Source organism: Comamonas sp. FUJ_7 (genome assembly GCF_057369555.1).
Genome location: NZ_JBXXZI010000001.1, coordinates 83659 through 98400, shown reverse-complemented (window position 1 = coordinate 98400; position 14742 = coordinate 83659). Strand labels below are relative to the sequence as shown.

Annotated in this window: 13 protein-coding genes; 3 read left to right on the top strand and 10 right to left on the bottom strand. The window is 58.8% G+C overall.

The genetic code is table 11. From position 1 onward, the window contains the following. Window positions 1–3 precede the first annotated feature (3 nt). The 5 genes from rbfA to AC2I9W_RS00460 form a co-directional block, all read right to left on the bottom strand. Window positions 4–381, bottom strand: a complete 378-nt coding sequence (gene rbfA, locus AC2I9W_RS00480; RefSeq protein WP_158391004.1) for a 30S ribosome-binding factor RbfA — start codon at window positions 379–381, stop codon at window positions 4–6. Window positions 382–477: 96 nt separating this feature from the next. Next, window positions 478–3306: a translation initiation factor IF-2 gene (infB, locus tag AC2I9W_RS00475; RefSeq protein ID WP_486408143.1), complete on the bottom strand. Its 2829-nt coding sequence runs from the start codon at window positions 3304–3306 to the stop codon at window positions 478–480. Window positions 3307–3329: 23 nt separating this feature from the next. Then, window positions 3330–4817 carry a transcription termination factor NusA gene (gene nusA, locus AC2I9W_RS00470; RefSeq protein WP_486408142.1) on the bottom strand — a complete coding sequence of 496 codons (1488 nt, stop codon included), beginning with the start codon at window positions 4815–4817 and terminating at the stop codon, window positions 3330–3332. 83 nt (window positions 4818–4900) lie between these two features. After that, window positions 4901–5479: a ribosome maturation factor RimP gene (rimP, locus tag AC2I9W_RS00465; RefSeq protein WP_486408141.1), complete on the bottom strand. Its 579-nt coding sequence runs from the start codon at window positions 5477–5479 to the stop codon at window positions 4901–4903. 180 nt (window positions 5480–5659) lie between these two features. Next, a complete protein-coding gene (locus AC2I9W_RS00460) occupies window positions 5660–6040 on the bottom strand; it encodes a thioredoxin family protein (RefSeq protein ID WP_486408140.1) in 381 nt (126 codons plus the stop codon). A 203-nt stretch (window positions 6041–6243) separates the two neighbouring features. Between AC2I9W_RS00460 and AC2I9W_RS00455 the strand changes: the two genes are divergently transcribed. Together AC2I9W_RS00455 and AC2I9W_RS00450 are read left to right on the top strand one after the other, a co-directional pair. Further along, window positions 6244–7224, top strand: coding sequence for a DnaJ C-terminal domain-containing protein (locus AC2I9W_RS00455; protein ID WP_486408139.1), 981 nt, complete (start codon window positions 6244–6246; stop codon window positions 7222–7224). 11 nt (window positions 7225–7235) lie between these two features. Continuing rightward, complete coding sequence (locus tag AC2I9W_RS00450; RefSeq protein WP_486408138.1) at window positions 7236–7562, top strand: chaperone modulator CbpM; 327 nt, start codon at window positions 7236–7238, stop codon at window positions 7560–7562. A gap of 87 nt (window positions 7563–7649) precedes the next feature. On the opposite strand, the gene AC2I9W_RS00445 is transcribed toward AC2I9W_RS00450, so the two are convergent. The 5 genes from AC2I9W_RS00445 to AC2I9W_RS00425 form a co-directional block, all read right to left on the bottom strand. Continuing rightward, the gene (locus tag AC2I9W_RS00445) at window positions 7650–7811 is read right to left on the bottom strand and encodes a hypothetical protein (RefSeq protein ID WP_201742936.1); all 162 of its coding nucleotides are present in this window, start codon (window positions 7809–7811) and stop codon (window positions 7650–7652) included. 163 nt (window positions 7812–7974) lie between these two features. Further along, the gene (locus AC2I9W_RS00440; RefSeq protein WP_486408137.1) at window positions 7975–9597 is read right to left on the bottom strand and encodes an ABC transporter ATP-binding protein; all 1623 of its coding nucleotides are present in this window, start codon (window positions 9595–9597) and stop codon (window positions 7975–7977) included. Further along, on the bottom strand, window positions 9594–10712 hold the full coding sequence (locus tag AC2I9W_RS00435; RefSeq protein ID WP_486408136.1) for an ABC transporter permease: 1119 nt from the start codon (window positions 10710–10712) through the stop codon (window positions 9594–9596). The genes AC2I9W_RS00440 and AC2I9W_RS00435 overlap by 4 nt, the downstream gene beginning before the upstream one ends. A 49-nt stretch (window positions 10713–10761) precedes the next feature. Then, complete coding sequence (locus AC2I9W_RS00430; protein ID WP_486408135.1) at window positions 10762–11790, bottom strand: microcin C ABC transporter permease YejB; 1029 nt, start codon at window positions 11788–11790, stop codon at window positions 10762–10764. 12 nt (window positions 11791–11802) lie between these two features. After that, window positions 11803–13656 (bottom strand): extracellular solute-binding protein, encoded by a 1854-nt coding sequence (locus AC2I9W_RS00425; RefSeq protein ID WP_486408134.1) that lies wholly within the window; start codon window positions 13654–13656, stop codon window positions 11803–11805. A 120-nt stretch (window positions 13657–13776) separates the two neighbouring features. Between AC2I9W_RS00425 and fabI the strand changes: the two genes are divergently transcribed. Then, entirely contained in the window at window positions 13777–14577 is an 801-nt protein-coding gene (gene fabI / locus AC2I9W_RS00420) for an enoyl-ACP reductase FabI (RefSeq protein WP_486408133.1), read from the top strand. Window positions 14578–14742: the final 165 nt, after the last annotated feature.

Below are 14742 nucleotides of genomic sequence, written 5' to 3'. Positions count from 1 at the left end.
TGCTTATTCCTGTTCAGGACCACGCGACGCCACGGCCTTGGCAATCAAGGCGTTCATGTCGGCAGCGCGCTCTGTAGTGCGGTCGTAGATGAAGTGCAGCGTGGGCACGGTATGAATGTGCAGACGCTTGAACAGGCCGTTGCGCAGAAAGCCTGCGGCCTGATTGAGTGCTTGCAGCGTGACTTCAGGATCGCCAACCAGCACGCTGAAGAACACCTTGGCGTGGGCATAGTCCGGAGTCACCTCCACGCCTTGCAGCGTGACCATGCCAACGCGCGGGTCCTTCAACTCGCGGGCAATCAGCTCCGACAGATCACGCTGGATCTGGTCAGAGACTTTGAAGCTGCGATTCGGTGCAGCAGTTTTACGTTTGGTAGCCATGTATCAAAAAAGGAGCTTACCACGCTTCATCTACAAAGGGTTCGAGGCCTTTTCAACCTCAAACCCTTGTATATCAAGCGCTAGTAGCTATAGCTTTTACAGCGTACGAGCGATTTCCTTGATCTCGAAGACTTCCAGCACGTCGCCTTCCTTGATGTCGTTGTAGTTGCGCAGCTTGATACCGCACTCGAAGCCTTCCTTGACTTCCTTGACATCGTCCTTCATGCGACGCAGAGACTCGATTTCGCCCGTGTAGATAACCACGTTCTCGCGCAGCAGACGGAAGTGTGCACTGCGGGTCACGAAGCCCTGGGTGATGTAGGAACCGGCAATCGTACCGATCTTGGTTGCCACGATCACGTTGCGGATCTCGGCCATACCGATGATCTCTTCGCGCTTCTCGGGAGCCAGCATGCCGGACATCGCAGCCTTCACCTCATCCACGGCGTCGTAAATGATGTTGTAGTAGCGGATATCCACATCGTTGCCTTCAGCGGTCTTGCGGGCCTGAGCATCCGCACGCACGTTGAAGCCGATGATGATGGCCTTAGAAGCCAGCGCCAGGTTGACGTCCGATTCGGAGATACCACCCACGCCGGAGTACACCAGCTGAACCTTGATCTCTTCGGTCGACAGCTTGAGCAGCGAGGCAGCCAGTGCTTCCTGCGAGCCTTGCATGTCGGCCTTGATGATGATGGGCAGCGTCTGCACATCGCCAGCGGACATTTCGGCAAACATGTTTTCCAGCTTGGCGGCTTGTTGCTTGGCCAGCTTGGTGTTGCGGAACTTGCCAGCGCGGTAAGTGGCGATTTCACGGGCACGGCGTTCGTCGCTCAGCACCATGAAGTCATCGCCCGCCTGAGGCACTTCGTTCAGACCCTGGATTTCCACGGGAATGGAAGGACCTGCCGACTTGGTCTGCTTGCCGTCTTCGTCCAGCATGGCACGCACGCGGCCATAGGTCTGACCCGCCAGCACCACGTCGCCCACCTTCAGCGTACCGGACTGCACCAGCACCGTAGCCACGGTACCGCGACCCTTGTCCAGCTGGGCTTCGATCACGATACCCTTGGCAGCAGCTTCCACCGGCGCCTTGAGTTCCAGCACTTCGGCCTGCAGCAGCACTTGCTCCAGCAGATCGTCGATGCCCATGCCGGTCTTGGAAGACACGGACACGAAAGGAGAGTCGCCGCCGTACTCTTCGGGCAGCACATCTTCCACCACCAGCTCTTGCTTGACGCGCTCTGGGTTGGCTTCGGGCTTGTCCGACTTGGTGATGGCCACCACGATAGGCACACCAGCCGCCTTAGCGTGCTTGATGGCTTCACGGGTCTGAGGCATCACGCCGTCGTCGGCTGCGGCCACCAGAATCACGATGTCGGTGGACTTGGCACCGCGAGCACGCATGGCCGTGAAGGCCTCGTGACCGGGGGTATCCAGGAAGGTGACGATGCCGCGAGGCGTCTTCACATGGTAGGCACCGATGTGCTGGGTAATGCCACCGGCTTCGCCCGACGCCACCTTGGAGCGACGGATGTAGTCCAGCAGCGAGGTCTTGCCGTGGTCGACGTGACCCATGACGGTCACCACAGGAGCGCGAGCAATCAGCTCAGCTTCTGCGCTGGAGACTTCTTCATCGGTGAAGGCCTCCAGGTCATCCAGTGCTGCCACCTTGGCGGTGTGGCCCATTTCTTCCACCACAATCATGGCAGTGTCCTGGTCCAGCGGCTGGTTGATGGTGACCATTTGGCCCATTTTCATCAGAACCTTGATGACTTCGGATGCCTTGATGGCCATCTTGTGAGCCAGCTCGGCCACGGTGATGGTCTCGGGCACCGAGATCTCCAGCTGACGGAATTCAGGCGTCTGTGGCTGGTGATGCTGCTCGTTGCGATCATTGCCGCGACGGCCACCACGTGGACCACCGCGCCAGCTGGAGCGGCCTACGCCACCCGAGCTATCGCCACGGGTCTTGATTTCCTTCTTCTTGCCTGCGTCGTTGGACCAGCTCGAAGACAGCTTGGAAGACTTGACTTCCTTGCCAGGACGAGCACCTGCGCCGCTGTTGTTACCTGCACCTGCAGCTGGCTTGGCACCATCCTTGGTGGTTGCTGCCTTCTTGGCGTCGGCAGCAGGAGCCGCTTTCTTGGGCTCTTCGGGCTTCTTGGCGACCAGCACCTTCTTAGGTGCAGCCATCATGGCGCGAATCGCCTCCGCTTCGGCCAGAGCCTTGCGACGACGCTCCTCCAGATCCTTGGCGCGGTTGGCTTCTTCCTCGGCCTTGGCCTTGGATTCGGCTTCTGCCTTGGCACGAGCTTCTGCCTGTGCTGCAGCACGGGCTGCAGCTTCGGCTTGGTGCTCGCGCTTGACTTCTTCCTTTGCAGCCTTGGCTTCCGCTATCTTGGCAGCTTCCGCAGCTGCGTAAGCTGCAGCGCGTTCTTCGGCTTCACGCTCGCGGCGTTCGCGCTCTTCGCGCTCTTGACGTTCCTTGGCCAATTGTTCTTCCTGGTGGCTCAACTGCTCGGCCTGACGGCGAGCATCTTCTTCACGGCGTGCCAGCTCTTGAGTAACGGCACGCTCCTGCACAGCCTTGGCCATGCTTTCCGCATTGGCCTGAGCCTCAGCGGGAGTATCTTCCCGCTTCACGAAAGTGCGCTTCTTGCGCACTTCCACCTGAATCGTACGGGCACGGCCCGAGGAGTCCGCCTGCTTGATTTCGCTGGTTGACTTCTTGGTCAGCGTGATCTTCTTGGCTCCGCTGCCATGGCTGACCTGCAGGTGACTGAGCAAACGCTGCTTGTCACCATCCGTCAGCACATCAGCTTCGTTGGCCTTTTCAACCCCTGCTGCCTTGAGCTGCTGCAGCAAGGTATCAGGGGTCGTGTTGCGCTCTTTCGCAAATTCTGCAACCGTATTACTCGACATAAATGTTCTGTACCTCCCTGACCTTACTCTTGCCCATCGGTAAACCAGTGCTCACGCGCCTTCATGATCAAAGCCTTGGCTTCTTCAGCGGTCTGACCGGTAATTTCGGTCAACTCGTCGATGGCCAGGTCGGCCAGATCATCACGGGTGTGCACATCAGCTTGTGCCAACTTGTCCAGCAGTTCGGCAGTCATGCCGTCCAGCGAGACCAAATCCTCGGACGCCTTGCTCACATTCTCTTCGCGAGCAATTTCCTGACTCAGCAGTGCATCCTTGGCGCGGCTACGCAGCTCGTTCACCGTCTCTTCGTCGAAGGATTCGATTTCGAGCATTTCCTGCAGCGGCACATAGGCCACTTCTTCCAGGGTCTCGAAACCTTCTTCGATCAGGATGTTGGCGATTTCCTCGTCCACATCCAGCTTTTCCATGAACAGCTTGCGCGAGACAGCCGATTCGTCGGCCTGCTTCTGTGCAGACTCGGCAGCGTCCATGATGTTGATTTTCCAGCCGGTCAGCTCGGAAGCCAGACGCACGTTCTGGCCACCGCGACCGATGGCGATGGCGAGGTTTTCCTCGTCCACCACCACGTCCATGGCGTGCTTTTCCTCATCGACCACGATGGAGGAGACATTGGCAGGAGCCAGCGCACCGATCACGAACTGAGCGGGATCTTCAGACCACAGCACGATGTCCACGCGCTCGCCAGCCAGTTCATTGGTCACAGCATTCACGCGGGTACCACGCACGCCGACGCAGGTGCCGATAGGGTCCACACGCTTGTCATGGCTCAGCACGGCGATCTTGGCGCGCGAGCCAGCGTCACGGGCGCAGCTCTTGATCTCCAGCAGGCCTTGCTCGATTTCAGGCACTTCATTTCGGAACAGCTCCACCATGAACTCGGGTGCCGAGCGCGACAGGATGATGGGAGCGCCGCGCAAAGTAGCGTCCACTTCCATGATCATGGCACGCACGCGGTCGCCGTTGCGCAGATTTTCCTTGGGGATCATCTCACCGCGCTTCAAACGACCTTCCACACGACCGGACTCGACAATGATGTCACCCTTGTCCATGCGCTTGACTGTGCCGGTGAAGATCTTCTCACCACGCTCCAGAAATTCGTTGAGCAGCATTTCGCGCTCGGCATCACGAATTTTCTGCAGGATGACCTGCTTGGCAGCCATGGCACCGATGCGGCCAATAGGCAGCGACTCGATCTGCTCTTCGATGAATTCACCGACCTGAATACCGGGAACGCGGTCTTCCGCATCCATCAGCATTTCTTCGGCTTCGGGGTTCTGCAGGCCGGCATCGTCAGACACCACCACCCAGCGGCGGAAGGTGTCGTAGTCGCCGCTTTCGCGATCGATGGACACGCGGATGTCTACTTCACCTTGGTACAGCTTCTTGGTGGCTTGTGCCAGTGCGGACTCCACGGCACCAAAAACCACATCGCGTTCCACGTTCTTTTCACGCGAAATGGCTTCAACCAACATCAACAGTTCGCGATTCATGCGACGACTCTCCTATTTCAATCACACAAAGAGGACATTGCTTGCGTCCTCCTTGCCCCAAAAGATTCAACGCTCCAGCCGCCTCACTCAGGCTTGGCTGCACGTCCTTTGAAATTCACAATCGGTGCCAGGCGAGCTTCGCGCAGCTCATCGAGCGCAAAGCCCATCACATTCAATGGCGCAGGCTCACGCTTTTTGCTGACGCGCACGCCGGGCTTGGGAGGTGGTTCATCGCTCCAGACGATCTGCCAGCCACCTTCTTCAGTCCGTTCCAGCGTGCCACGAAATTTCTTGCGGTTTGCATTGATCTTTTCGCCACCCGCAGCACCAATAGGCTCCTTGAGCGTCAAGTCCACCATCGCACCTTCAAAGCGGATGAAGTCCTGCTCATGGCGCAGCAAACGGTCAATTCCTGGAGAGGACACTTCCAGGCGGGTGTAATCCGCGCCGTCGACTTCCAGAGCAAACTGGAGCTGGCGCGTGACTTTTTCGCAGTCTTCCACTGTCACGAACTGCTCGGGCAGCTCAGGCGCACCTTCCTCCGGCGCCTGCCAAGGCAAATCAATCGTGATGCGCAGCAATCCGCCCGCTGTGCGTTCAATTTCAACCAGGTCGTAACCTAGACCTGTCACGGTTTGTTCAACGATTTGCTGTAATGCCACGTGTATTCAGTTCAATCCCGAAAAATTCGTCAAATCATGGACTTAGCTCTGCTCAAGACAGTTTTCGCCATGAATTGCCCAAAAAAAACGGGCGGTGTGTACCCGCCCGTTTGGTCGTGAAGCCGTGATTGTAGCCGCAAACCATTGTTTTCGCAAAAAGTGTCTCGCATAAAACGACGGTCAACGCAAGACGTCATGCAAGTCATCCGCTTGTAACACGCGCCGCAGCAATTCCTGCGCCTCCTGCACTTGCACCGGCCTTGCTGCGGCATCGGCAGGCAAAGACTGCAGCATACGCGCCAGCACTCCGCCCTGGGGCAATACAGGGCCGAGGAACTTGGCCTGCTCTCCCTGAGCAATCAGCACGGAAGGAAAGGTCTCGATATCAAGATCGCCAGCCACATCTTCACGATCCTCCACATCCAGCCAGACAAAGCGCATGTGCGGAAACTGTAAAGCCAAAACCTCAAAGAGCTGACGATACTGCTTGCAGGTACCGCACCAGGCTGCGCACAGGCAGACGACCAGCCACGCATCCGCGCTTGTAATCTCTTGTTTCATTTCACAACTCTGAGGGCATTTGATACCCCCTTATCTTGGTCGCCGCAATGGTAACGCCTTATCCAGCTCTCGCGGATCGGCAGCCCTCAAGTCCAGCCGAAAAGTCATCGCCTCTTGAAGAGCAGGCATTAGCACCCTATTATTTTCTTCAGTCGGCGCAAGCGCACAGCCTCATTCATTCGACCTAGAAGATTGGTGACTCCATGGATTACAAGGACTATTACAAGATACTTGGCGTTGACAAAAAAGCCTCTACCGAAGACATCAAAAAGGCCTACCGCAAGCTAGCCCGTAAATACCACCCGGACATTAGCAAGGAAAAGGACGCTGCCGCTCGAATGGCGGAAGTCAATGAGGCCAACACCGTGCTCTCCGATCAGGAAAAGCGCGCAGCCTACGATGCCATGGGCGATGAAATGCAGTTCCGCCAGAGCTACAGATCTCAGGGCAGCGAAGGCTTCCGCCCTCCGCCAGAGTGGGACCAGCAAGACTTTCATTTCAGCAGCCACGGCAATGCAGGCGGCGACGCTGACTTCAGCGATTTTTTCTCTCAGATGTTTGGCCAGGCTGCACGTGCCAGGCGCCAACAAGGCTCGCAAAGTGCGCACACCAGTCCCGACATGCGCGGCCAGGACCAACACGCCAGCATCGAGCTAGACCTTCAGGACAGCTACAGCGGCGCTGTACGCTCCTTGCACCTGCGCAGCACCGTACTGGATGCCCAAGGCATGCCCAGCTACAAGGATAAGGAGCTGCAGGTCACCATCCCCAAAGGCGTGCGCGAAGGGCAGATGATTCGACTGGCTGGCCAAGGCAATCCGGGCCTGGGAAAAGGTGCTGCAGGCGATTTGTTGCTGGAAGTGCATTTCCGCAGCGATCCACGCTGGTGGTCAGAAGGCAAGGATGTCTATCAGCGCGTACCACTGGCTCCCTGGGAGGCAGAGCTGGGCGGCCCTATACCGTTCAAGACACTGGCTGGCGAGCTGGAGGTGACCGTGCCCGCCGGCTACCGCAGCGGACGCAAGCTGAGACTCAAAGGCAAGGGCTTGCCTTCAGCCGCTCCGGGCGATCTATATCTGGTGCTTGACGTGGTGTTCCCGCCCGCTGCCACACCAGAGCAAAAACAAGCCTACGCAGACTTCGCCAAAGCCTTCCCGCAGTTTGATGCCCGCAGCCTGAGCTGAAAGGTCTTCTTATGAACCCCTACCCCTTCTACGAACCTGCCGAACTTCTGGACCAGGCCATGCTCAGCCTGCAGGAGCTGGCCCGCCACTGCAGCACCACTCCCCAATGGGTAATCGAGCATGTGCAAGCCGGCGTCATCTGCTGCGACAACGATGGGCAAACCCATGCAGCCAGCCATGAACAGTGGCGCTTCAGCAGCCAGACGCTGATACGCGCCCGCCGCATTGCTCAGCTAGAGCACAGCTTTGATGCCGATCCTCAACTGGCAGCCCTGACCACCGATCTCATCGAGGAGGTACAGCAACTGCGCCGCAAGCTGCAGAATTTGCAGCCCTGAGCCATTTCACAAAAGCAAAAAGCCCTCGCACCGCAGTGACGAGGGCTTTTTTGCCAGGGCCACGCAAAAGCACAGCCTCGCAAGAATTTAGCCGTGGCGCTTGCCGGGCTTCTTCTTGCTGCGAGTGTGGGAACCACGCTCCAGGCTCACGCGCTGGCCACGGCCGTGAGTGGGCAGGGTCACGCCATTGGGTGCCTGGGGACGGGGAGTGGCCTTGCGGTCTGCTTCGGTAACGATCTTATTGCCCATGTCGAATTCTCAATTGGGAGGTTGAAAAGGGTCAATTAGGCCACAGCCAGAGAATTCGCGCCAAACAAATACAAACTTTCGAGTGCGGATTCAGTGTTTTAAGGCTTTTTCGGCTCTAGCCATTGATTGAAAACCGCTACGTGCTATCAATTTCAAGAGAGCGCTAAACCTCGCTCAGTCCTGCCGCCTCGACAAGACGGCGTGTGTAGGCCTGCTGCGGTGTCGAAAGCACCGACTGCACCGCCCCCTGCTCCACGACTTGCCCATCTTTCATGACAAGCACCTCATGGGCCATGGCCCGAATCACATCCATGTCATGGGTGATGAGCAGATAAGCCAGGCCACGCTGCTTTTGCAGCCTCTGCAGCAAGGCCAGCACCTGCTGCTGAATCGTCACATCCAGCGCACTGGTCGGCTCATCCAGCACTAGCACCTGGGGCTCCATGATCAAGGCGCGCGAGATAGCCAGACGCTGCCGCTGTCCGCCCGAGAACTCATGCGGATAGCGCTGCAGCAGACCAGGGAACTGCGCTTCGGTCATGCCTACCTCTGCCAAGATCTGGGTCACACGCTCACGGCATTCGTCCTGCTTGAGTTCGGGCGCGTGAATCTCCAGACCTTCGGCCACGATTTCCTCCACGGTCATCCGTGGCGAGAGTGAAGAAAACGGATCCTGAAACACCACCTGAATCTTGCGACGCAGCGCCAGATTGATCGGGCTGTTGCGAATTGCCGGCTTCTGCCATGCCTTCCCTGCCACTCGCAGTTCTCCCTCATGCGGCAGCAAGCCCAGTACAGCCTGCGCCAACGTGGACTTACCAGAGCCAGATTCACCAATGACGCCCAGTGTGCGCCCACGCTGGAGAGCAATATTGGCCCCCTGCACTGCAACAAACTTGCCCTTGCGAAACCAGCCCCGAATGCCAGGCAAAGGCGTGGCATAGCTCACGCCCAGTGCCTTGGTATGCACTACATCCGCCGCATCCCGCGCTGGCGGCGCCTCATCCACATCACGCACGGGGCGACTGTCCAGCAGCTTGCGGGTGTAGGCATGCTGAGGGCTTTGCATAAGCTCTGCCACTGGCCCCTGTTCGACCAGCACACCTCGCTCCATCACTGCCACCCGATCAGCAAAGCGACGCACCAGATTCAGATCGTGCGTAATCATCAGCACGGCCATGCCGGTCTGGCGCTGCAAATCAGCCAGCAGGTCCAGAATCTGCCCGCGCAGCGTCACATCCAGCGCCGTGGTCGGCTCATCAGCCAGCAGCAAGCGCGGGCGACTGGCCAGCGCCATGGCAATCATGGCGCGCTGACGCTGCCCACCACTGAGCTGGTGCGGAAAGCTCTGGGCACGCCTCTGCGGCTCGGGGATGCCGGTGGTGGCCAGCAGCTCTACCGCCTGCTTCATGGCCTGGGCACGGCTCAGCCCTTGCTTGAGCTGCAGCACTTCGGCCACCTGATCACCCACGGTCATCAGTGGGTTCAGCGCCGTCATGGGCTCCTGAAAGATCATGGCGATGTCGTCGCCACGAATGCCGCGCATCTCACGCTCCGAAAGGCGTAGCAGGTCACGTCCGTCCAGCATGGCCTGACCACTCAATTGGGCATCACCCACCAGACGCAGCAAGCTCAGCGCCGTCACGGACTTTCCCGAGCCGGACTCGCCCACCAGCGCCAGCTTTTCACCAGCGGCCATCTCAAAGCTCACGCCCTGAACCACCTGCTTTTCGCCAAAGCGCACGCCCAGGTCGCGCACGCTCAGCAGAGTCTTGTCCTCGCTCATGACTTGCCTTTCGTTGCAGAGGTGGCCGCCTGCTTGCGCGGATCCAGTGCATCGCGCAGTGCATCGCCCATAAAGGTCAGCAGCAGCAGCGTGATGACCAGAACGCCAAAGGTGGACAGCGAGATCCACCACGCATCAATATTGTTCTTGCCTTGGTTGAGCAGCTCGCCCAGGCTAGGCGTGCCGGGTGGCACACCCAGGCCCAGAAAGTCCAGCGAGGTCAGCGCCAAAATGGCGCCACTCATGCGAAATGGCAAAAATGTGATCACCGGCGTCATGCTGTTGGGCAGGATGTGGCGAAAGATGATGGAGCGATTGCTGGCACCCAGCGCCTGGGCCGACTTCACATAGTCGAGTTGGCGATTGCGCAGAAACTCGGCCCGCACATAGTCAGCCAGCCCCATCCAGCCAAATAGACTCAGCAGCACCAGCAGCAGCGACACACTGGGCGCAAACAGCGCGCTGAAGATGATGAGCAGATACAGCTCGGGCATGGAGCCCCAGATTTCCATGAAGCGCTGAAAGGCCAGGTCGGTCTTACCGCCAAAAAAGCCCTGCACCGCGCCCGCCAACACCCCCAGCAGCACGCCCACCGCCGTCAGCGCCAGGCCAAACAGCACGCTGACGCGAAAGCCGTAGATCAGCTGTGCCAGCAGGTCGCGCCCGCGATCGTCCGTGCCCAACCAGTTGTCGGCCGAGGGTGCCGAAGGATTAGGCTGCTTAGCAAAATAGTTGATGGTGGCCTTGCCGTAGCGATTGATGGGAAAGATGGCCCAGTTGTCGCCCTCCTGCAGCTTTTGTTGGATGAAGGGGTCCAGGTAATCGGTAGTGGTGTGAAAGTCACCGCCAAAGGTGGTTTCCGGGTAGTCATGCAGCAGCGGCAGATAGGTCTGTCCCTCGTAGCGCACAATCAGCGGCTTGTCGTTGGACAGCACTTCGGCAAACAAGCTGAGCACGACCAGCACACTGAATACCATCAAGCTGATAAAGCCCAGCCGGTTGGACTTGAAACGCTGCCAGGCACGGCGCCCGGGCGACTGGGAAGTAGTTCTGGAGTTGATCTTGGAAATGGACTTGGACGCTTCCACGGCCACAGCACTTGCTCCTAAATTCATAGCTTTTTGCGCTTTACCCATAAGGGATTGAGTCTGTTTAGGCATGTATTCAGTCAAACTTGACTCTAGGATCTACCCAGACATAGCAAAGATCGCTGATGAGCTTGGTGACCAGCCCGATCAGCGTAAACAGATACAAGGTCCCCAGCACCACGGGAAAATCGCGGCGAATCACGCTCTCATAACTGAGCAGGCCCAGGCCATCAAGCGAGAACAGCGTCTCTATCAGCAGCGCGCCGGCAAAGAACGCACCAATGAACGCCGAGGGAAAGCCGGTAACGATAGGGATCAGCGCATTGCGAAACACATGCTTGTAGAGCACCTGCTTTTCCGACAAACCTTTGGCGCGTGCCGTCAGCACATATTGCTTGCGGATTTCTTCCAGAAACGAGTTCTTGGTCAGCATGGCGGTGACCGCAAAGCTGCCCGCCACCATGGCCGTCACCGGCAGCGCAATATGCCAGAGGTAATCCACCACCTTGCCCATCGCGCTCAATTCATCAAAGTTCGACGAGGTCAGCCCGCGCAACGGGAACCACTGCAGTTGCCCGCCAAAGATAACCAGCAGCGCCACGCCCAGCACAAAGCCCGGAATGGCATAGCCGATCAGAATCAAGATCGTGGTGGCCAGATCAAAGCGCGAGCCTGCACGCACTGCCTTGGCAATGCCCAGCGGCACGGCGACCAAATAGCTGATGAAAAACGTCCACAGTCCCAGACTGATGGAGACCGGCAGCTTCTCTTTGACCAGCGCCCAGACACTTTTGTTCTGGAAAAAGCTGGTGCCCAGATCAAAGCGCGCAAACTGGCCCAGCATCTGCACAAAGCGCTCTAAGGGCGGCTTGTCAAAGCCATACAGCGCCTTGATTTCTTCCAGCCGTTTAGGGTCCACCCCCTGCCCGCCGCGATAGCTCATGGATGCACCTTCTGCACCACTGCCCGCACCGGCCTTGGCCTCTGCCAGATACTGCTCCACCGGGCCACCGGGCACAAACTGGATGACGACAAAGGTCAGCAGCAGCACGCCCAAGAGAGTGGGAATCATGAGCAGAATACGTTTGAGAATATAGGCAAACATGGCGGCTTCGGATCAAGGCTGCGGTTTGGAAGAAGGCGTGGTCTGCGCCGGCTGTCTAGCCCACCAGGTATAGACAGCCCATAGCTCACCGGGCGAATAGGCCGGTATCTGCCCGGGCAGCGCCAGCCGCCAGCTGTCATAGACCATGCGGTGCGTGCCAGAGTAGTACTGCGGAATCAGATAGTGGCCCTGCACGATGATGCGCTCCAGCGCATGGCAGGCGGGCAGCATCTGCTGCTTGGACTGGGCGGCAGCCATCTGGCTGATGATGGAGTCCACAGCGCGGCTCTTGAGACCCACATAGTTGGAGCCCCCCTCCTGATCGGCAGCAGCCGTGCCAAACAGCTCGGCATATTCCTGACCGGGGTTGTGCGTGCCGGGCACATTGAGCGTAACGATATCGAAGTCGTACTTGTCCATGCGCTGCTGGTAGAGCGCGTAATCCACACTGCGCACCTTGAGTGTGATGCCCAGCTTTTCCAGATTGCGCATCCAGCTGCTGACCAGCTTGATCGCGCCATCGCCGCTATCCAGATATTCGATGACCATGGGCTCGCCCGCCGCATTGCGCAACGCGCCGTCCTTGACGCTCCAGCCCGCATCGGCCAGCAGTTTTTGTGCTTTGCGCAGGTTGCCGCGCAGGCCATCGCCCACATCGGTGCGCGGCGGCTGGCTGATGGGCCCCAGCGTTCCAGGCGGCAAGTCCGCCTCAAACGGCTTGAGCAAAGCCAGCTCGGCCTCCGTGGGGCTGCCATGGGTTTCACAAGCCGTGTTGCCAAACAAGCCATGCACGCGCTGGTAGGCACCATAGAACATCTGGCGGCTCATCCACTCGAAGTCATAGGCCAGCCCCAATGCCTCGCGCACGCGCACATCCTGCAGCTGCGGGCGACGGCTGTTTAGAAAAAAGCTCTGAAAGCCCGAGGGCAGCTTGTTCTCGAAACTGCCCTTGACCAGCTCACCCGAGTCAAAGCGCTTGCCCGTCAAGCGCCTGGCCCAGTCACCCGCACTGTTGATGCGCATGAGGTCGAATTCACCGGCCTTGAGCGCTTCCAGCCGCGCCGTGTTGTCCTTGTAGATCTTGATGGTGACGCGATCAAAATTGGCAGAGCCCACGCGCACCGGCAGATTCGCGCCCCAGTAGGCAGGGTCGCGCACATAGGTGATGTCCTTGCCAAACTTGACGGGGCCGACCTTGTAGGGCCCGCTGCCAATGGGCATATCCATCACCACCTGATCGAAAGGCTTGGGTTTACCGTCCGCGCCCAGCCCCCAGTCGCGACTGAAGATAGGGAGCGCCGCGCCTACGGTCAGCGGCAAGTCGCGGTTGGGCTTTTTGAAGCGAAAGCGCACCGTGCGCTCATCCAGCACATCACAGCCCTCAACTTCTGCAAACACCGTCTTGTAGCCGGGGGAGACATATTTGCTCAGCAGCGTCTCGTAGCTGTGCTTCACATCCTGCGCCTGCACCGGCTTGCCGTTGTGAAAGCGCGCCTGCTCGCGCAGCTTGAACGTGGCAGAAAGCCCGTCAGCCGCGACCTGCACATCTTCGGCCAGCAAGCCGTAACCGGTGGCTGTCTCGTCCAGACTGACGCTCAACAAGGTCTCGAACATCATGTCCGCCAGATAGGCGGGGGGCGAGCCCTTGATGGTGAAGGGGTTGTACTTGTCGAAGGTCGAGTAGCGCAGATTGCTGACCATGCGCAGCTCTCCGCCCTTGGGCGCTGCCGGGTTCACGTAATCGAAATGCCTGAAGTCCGCTCCATACTTGGGCTCACCCCAAAGAGCATAGGCATGCGCCGCCAGAGCGGGCGCAGCAACTTGGCTACCGACAATCAGAGCTGAACAAATCATCCAATGGCGCATGCGACAATTCTGCCCTAGCCCGACTGACTCCCGGTCGGTTCCAGGGCACAGGTTTTCAATGATGGCGCACCTGACACAGACAGCGCCAATCTCTCTTTCAATTTTCTATGGAGAACAACAATGGGTTTTCTCGCCGGTAAAAAGCTGCTGATCACAGGCGTTCTGTCCAACCGTTCCATTGCCTATGGCATTGCCAAGGCCTGCCACGAACAAGGCGCCGAGCTGGCTTTCAGCTATGTGGGCGAACGCTTCAAGGACCGCATCACCGAGTTCGCGGCCGACTTTGACTCCAAGCTGGTGTTCGACTGCGACGTGGGTGATGACGCCCAGATCGAAAAGCTGTTTGCCGACTTGAGCGCCGTCTGGGGCAAGTTCGACGGTTTTGTGCACTCCATCGGTTTTGCGCCTCGCGAAGCCATTGCCGGCAACTTCCTGGACGGCCTGACCCGCGAGAACTTCAAGATCGCGCACGACATCAGCGCCTACAGCTTCCCCGCAATGGCCAAGGCGGCTCTGCCTTACCTGAACGACAAGTCGTCGCTGCTGACGCTGTCCTACCTGGGCGCGCTGCGCTCCATCCCCAACTACAACACCATGGGCCTGGCCAAGGCATCGCTGGAAGCTTCCGTGCGCTACCTGGCCGAGGCCGTGGGCCGCACCGAAGATGGCCGCGCCATCCGCGCCAACGGCATCTCTGCCGGCCCCATCAAGACCCTGGCCGCTTCCGGCATCAAGGACTTTGGCAAGCTGCTGGGCCGCGTAGCCGATGCAGCTCCTCTGCGCCGCAACGTGACGATTGAAGACGTGGGCAATGTGGCCGCCTTCCTGTTGTCCGACCTGGCTTCGGGCGTGACCGCCGAGATCACCTATGTGGATGGCGGCTTCAGCCAGACCGCGGGCCTGTCTGCCGATCAGGTCTAAGCCTTTCGCAACAGACCACGTACAAAGCCCCGCAGGTATGCATTGCCTGCGGGGCTTTGTTTTTGGACTCCGTTGGCAGATCTTCGCTCTTGCCCTACAAGCCACGCAAAGCACTGCCGCTATGGTTCACAGGTATATCTCGACCGTCCCAACGAACATTCAAGA